This is a genomic window from Actinomyces sp. ICM39, from assembly GCF_000282935.1.
In the GTDB taxonomy this organism is placed as follows: Bacteria; Actinomycetota; Actinomycetes; order Actinomycetales; family Actinomycetaceae; genus Pauljensenia; species Pauljensenia odontolytica_B.
This window is the reverse complement of sequence record NZ_ALCB01000004.1, coordinates 1-5,133: the sequence shown is the minus strand read 5'-3', so window position 1 is coordinate 5,133 and position 5,133 is coordinate 1. Positions and strand designations below refer to the sequence as shown.

Annotated in this window: 3 protein-coding genes; 2 read left to right on the top strand and 1 reads right to left on the bottom strand. The window is 65.7% G+C overall.

What is annotated here, in order from left to right; genetic code table 11:
• Positions 1–116: 116 nt before the first annotated feature.
• Together HMPREF1137_RS00080 and pgi are read left to right on the top strand one after the other, a co-directional pair.
• Positions 117–2,372 (top strand): 6-phosphofructokinase, encoded by a 2,256-nt coding sequence (locus HMPREF1137_RS00080; RefSeq protein WP_007587400.1) that lies wholly within the window; start codon positions 117–119, stop codon positions 2,370–2,372.
• 150 nt (positions 2,373–2,522) lie between these two features.
• The gene (pgi, locus tag HMPREF1137_RS00075; protein ID WP_007587401.1) at positions 2,523–4,202 is read left to right on the top strand and encodes a glucose-6-phosphate isomerase; all 1,680 of its coding nucleotides are present in this window, start codon (positions 2,523–2,525) and stop codon (positions 4,200–4,202) included.
• Between the two features lie 174 nt (positions 4,203–4,376).
• On the opposite strand, the gene HMPREF1137_RS00070 is transcribed toward pgi, so the two are convergent.
• A complete protein-coding gene (locus tag HMPREF1137_RS00070) occupies positions 4,377–4,895 on the bottom strand; it encodes a hypothetical protein (protein WP_007587402.1) in 519 nt (172 codons plus the stop codon).
• Positions 4,896–5,133: the final 238 nt, after the last annotated feature.

Here is a 5,133-nt window from a genome sequence, read left to right as displayed (position 1 = left end):
TTTGCTCAGTAAATGGGAGTAAGGCCCTAGTAGCGGAGGCGCAGGTCACGTAGAATAGGAAACGATAGGCACACTGGGCCTCGTGGCCCGCTCCGTCAACGAAAGATGGCAGAAAAATGAGCACAGTTCGTATCGGTGTCCTCACGTCGGGCGGTGACGCCCAGGGAATGAACGCGGCTGTTCGAGCCGTCGTGCGTACGGCGCTCGCGCGCGGCGCACAGCCCTACGCGATCTACGAAGGCTGGCAGGGTGCCTGCGTGGGTGGCGATTCCATTAAGAAGATGGAGTGGTCGGACGTGTCCTCGATCCTGGCCGAAGGTGGCACGGTGATCGGCACGGCTCGAAGCGCTGACTTCCGCACGTACGAGGGCCGCCACCGCGCGGCCGCGAACCTGCTCGAGCACGGAATCGATCACCTCGTCGTAATCGGTGGCGACGGATCCCTGTCGGGTACGCACGAGTTCCGCGGCGAGTGGGCGCAGCACGTCGCCGAGCTGGCCGCCGAGGGCGTGATCTCGCCCGAGACCGCCGCCGAGCACCCGGCTCTCATCATCGTCGGCCTTGTTGGCTCGATCGACAACGACATGGTGGGTACGGACATGACGATCGGTGCGGACACTGCGCTGCACCGCATCCTGGACGCTATTGACCAGCTGACCAGCACGGCGGCCTCGCACCAGCGCACGTTCGTCGTCGAGGTCATGGGTCGCCACTGCGGTTACCTGCCCCTCATGGCGGCTGTCGCGGGCGGTGCCGACTACGTGTTCACGCCCGAGGATCCGGCGGGCCCGGGCTGGCAGGACGACCTGGCCGAGCACCTGCGCCTCGGCCGCGAGGCCGGCCGCCGCGAGTCCATCGTCCTGGTGGCTGAGGGCGCCCACGACCGCGACGGCAACGAGCTGTCGACGCAGCTGATCGCCGACACGATCGAGGAACGCACCGGTGAGGACGCCCGCGTGACGATCCTCGGCCACGTTCAGCGCGGCGGCACCCCGTCGGCTTACGACCGCTGGATGTCGACACTGCTGGGCTACGCGGCCGTCCAGGAGATCCTCGAATCCACACCCGAGGATGAGCCCGTCATCCTGGGCGTGCGACGCAACCGCATCACCCGCATCCCCCTCATGAAGGCCGTGCATGACACGCGCGCGGTCAAGGACCTGATCGCGGCCGGCGACTACGCCGCGGCCCAGGCCTCGCGCGGCTCGTCCTTCTCGTCGATGGTGGGCATCAACCAGATCCTGTCCACGCCCCCGCAGCTCACCCCCGAGCCGACGGGCGAGATCAAGCGCGTCGCGATCCTGCATGCGGGCGGCCTGGCCCCCGGCATGAACACGGCGGCCCGCGTGGCCGTGCGCCTGGGTATCGCGCGCGGATGGACGATGCTCGGCGTCGACGGCTCGTGGAGCGGGCTTGCGGATGACCGCGTGCGTGAACTGAGCTGGTCGGACGTCGAAGGCTGGGCCTTCAAGGGTGGCGCAGAGCTCGGGACCAAGCGTGACATTCCGCCGGTCGAGCAGTTCTACGCGCTGGGTCGCGCCATCGAGCGCAACGAGATCGACGCCCTCCTCATCATCGGCGGCATGAACGCCTACCTGGGCGTCCACGCGATCACCTCGGAGAAGGACCGCTACCCGGCGTTCCAGATCCCGATGCTGCTCATCCCCGCCTCGATCGACAACAACCTGCCGGGCTGCGAGCTTGCGATCGGCACGGACACGGCAATCAACAACGCGACGTGGGCGATCGACCGCATCAAGGAGAGCGCGGCGGCCTCCAAGCGCTGCTTCATCGCCGAGACGATGGGGCGCCGCTGCGGCTACCTGACTCTCATGAGCGCCCTGTCGAGCGGCGCGGAGTACATGTACATCAACGAGGAGTCCCCCTCCCTCGAGCAGATCGCCGCGGACGCCGATCGGATGGTCGCTTCCTTCAAGTCCGGCCGACGCCTGTTCCTCACGCTGCTCAACGAGTCGGCGTCCCAGTACTACGACCGCGAGTTCCTGGCCGACGTGTTCAACGCCGAGTCCGAGGGGATCTACGACGTGCGGCACCAGGCCCTCGGCCACATGCAGCAGGGTGGCTCGCCCTCGCCGTACGACCGCTTGCTGGCTACGCGCCTCGTGGCGCGGGCCTTCGAGCAGCTCCTCGACCAGTTCGATCGCGGCGACCGCGGCGCCTACTACATCGGCCAGGTCGGCAACGCCGTCGAGGCGCGGCCGGTCAAGAACATGTTCGACGACCTCGACATCGAGAATCGTCGTCCCTTCGTCCAGTGGTGGCGTGACCTCGTCCCCGTCCAGCGCATCGTGTCGCTGCAGAACCCGGGCATCGAAGCCACTCCCATCCCCATCGACGATCCGGTCGCCTGACCGGGTTCTCCCGACGCCGTACGAGGCCGTGGTTCCGTGAGCACTTGCGGGCCACGGCCTCGTCGTTTCAGAAGCGAGAAACGAGGGTGACCGGGGGCGCAGACCCCGCTAAACTAAAGTGCGAACCAATCTCTACTGTCAGGAGACCCCATGAGTGATATCCCCGTGATCGACCCGACGATGACCCCCGCGTGGGACACGCTCGACCAGCTGGCCGACAACTTCGATCCCGACCTGCGCAAGCTGTTCGCGGACGACCCCAACCGCACCCAGACTTTCACCTTCGACGCTGCCGACCTGCACGTCGACCTGTCGAAGAACCTCGTGTGCCCCACGCTGGTGGGCCACCTCCTCGCCCTCGCTGAGCAGACCGGCGTCCTGGAGCTGCGCGACCGCATGTACGCGGGCGAGCACATCAACGTCACTGAGGACCGCGCCGTCCTGCACACCGCGCTGCGCCGCCCCGCGACCGACTCCCTGACGGTCGACGGCCAGGACGTGATCGCCGACGTGCACGAGGTCCTCGAGAAGGTTTACGCCTTCGCCCGCCGCGTCCGCTCCGGCGAGTGGGTCGGCATCACCGGCAAGCCCGTCAAGACCGTCGTCAACGTCGGCATCGGCGGCTCCGACCTGGGCCCCGTCATGGCGTACGAGGCCCTCAAGCCCTACGTCCAGGAGGGCCTGGAGTGCCGCTTCATCTCCAACATCGACCCCACCGACGCGGGCGAGACCACGAAGGACCTGGACCCCGAGACGACTCTCGTGATCGTCGCGTCCAAGACCTTCACGACGCTCGAGACCATCACGAACGCCAAGGTCGTGCGTGCCTGGCTGCTCGACGGCCTGCGTGAGCGCGGCATCGTCACCGACGAGGCCTCCGAGAAGGAAGCGATCGCCAAGCACTTCGTCGCCGTGTCCACCGCCCTGGACAAGGTCGCCGAGTTCGGCATCGACCCCGCCAACGCCTTCGGCTTCTGGAGCTGGGTGGGCGGCCGCTACTCCGTGGATTCCGCCGTGGGCACCTCCCTGGCCGTCGCGATCGGCCCCGAGGGCTTCGCCGACTTCCTCGCCGGCTTCCATGCGATGGACCGCCACTTCGCCGAGGCCGCGCCCGAGAAGAACGTGCCCCTGCTGATGGGCCTGCTCAACGTGTGGTACTCCAACTTCCTGGGCGCCGACACGCACGCCGTCCTGCCCTACTCCCAGTACCTGCACCGCTTCCCCGCGTACCTGCAGCAGCTGACCATGGAGTCCAACGGCAAGTCCGTGCGCCGAGACGGCAGCCCCGTCACCTACGAGACCGGCGAGGTATTCTGGGGTGAGCCCGGCACCAACGGTCAGCACGCCTTCTACCAGCTGATCCACCAGGGCACCCGCATGGTTCCCGCCGACTTCATCGCGTTTGCGAACCCGACGTGGGCGCTGGGTGACGGCGACGCCGACATGCACGAGCTGTTCCTGTCGAACTTCTTCGCCCAGACCAAGGCTCTGGCCTTCGGTAAGACCAGCGAGGAGGTGCGCGCCGAGGGCACGCCCGAGGCTATCGTCTCCGCCCGCGTGTTCACCGGCAACCGTCCCACGACCTCGATCATGGCCCCCGCCCTGACCCCCTCGGTCCTGGGCCAGCTGATCGCCCTGTACGAGCACATCACCTTCGTCGAGGGTGCCGTGTGGGGTATCGACTCCTTCGACCAGTGGGGCGTCGAGCTGGGCAAGGTGCTGGCTAAGCAGATTCTTCCCGCGATCGAGGGCTCGTCCGAGGCCCTGGATGCGCAGGATCAGTCCACCCGCGCTCTCATCGAGTACTACCGTGCGAATCGCACGAAGTAATCGCATCTGATTCTCGGGGGTCGCGCCGGCTTGGTGCGGCCCCCGACGTGTATCTGGGTGAGGCGGTGGGAGCGTGTAGCCCCCGCCGCCTCGCCGTTTGTGGGGACGAGGCCGGGGTATGGCCTGTGCCGCCAATTCTTCCCACGGCATGTGTTACGCCGTGTGTCCGTGGGCTTAGGCGAAGGGGACGCGTGGCATGCCGAACAGGGCCTGGCAGGCTTCCTTGGTGCTTTCGATGTGTGCGATCTCGAGGAGGCGTTCGGGCGAGTGCTTCAGGAACCAGGGAAGGTTGGCGGCAACCTGTGAGGAGTCGTTTGCGATGATCCCCGTGGATGAACCCTCATGGAGTAGTTCTCCTGTTTTGGGATCTTGTGACCAGTGTGGGGCGGGGGAGAGTCGTCTGAATGCAATGCCGATATCCTCCAGCTGCCAGCTAAGCCGAAGGAAGTCAAACAATTCCATCACGAGCCATTGCTTAACTGGGATCAGATCGTTGGCGCGTATGTCGCCACGAGGCCTGTAAGACCGTTCACTTGTGCCGCCGAAATAAAAGGCGTTCTCGTGCCAGATGTGAATGAGGACCTGCGGATCCGGTCCAGGGAAGATGATGTGTTCTTCGGCCAGTTCATGTACTTCTCTTTTTGCAGAAGAAACGACTGTTTCAATGAACTCGTCGTCGCTGATCGTTGTCATAGTCCGTAGTGTCTTATGCTTTCCTGAGTCGTTTGTCGAGGACTTGAGGCTGGCTGGCCCAAGCCGGTGGCCTCGTCAGCGTGCGTGGAAGCGGGTAGGCGCTCAAAGAGAGCAACGTATCCGGCGCCGGACGGTTTGAGGACGAGGGAGAGCAGGTCCTCGCTTGACGTGCCCATCAGGTACGACAGAGGCACCAGGGCAGCTGGCGAGAGGTTTGTGTATGTTTTGGGAATGGGGG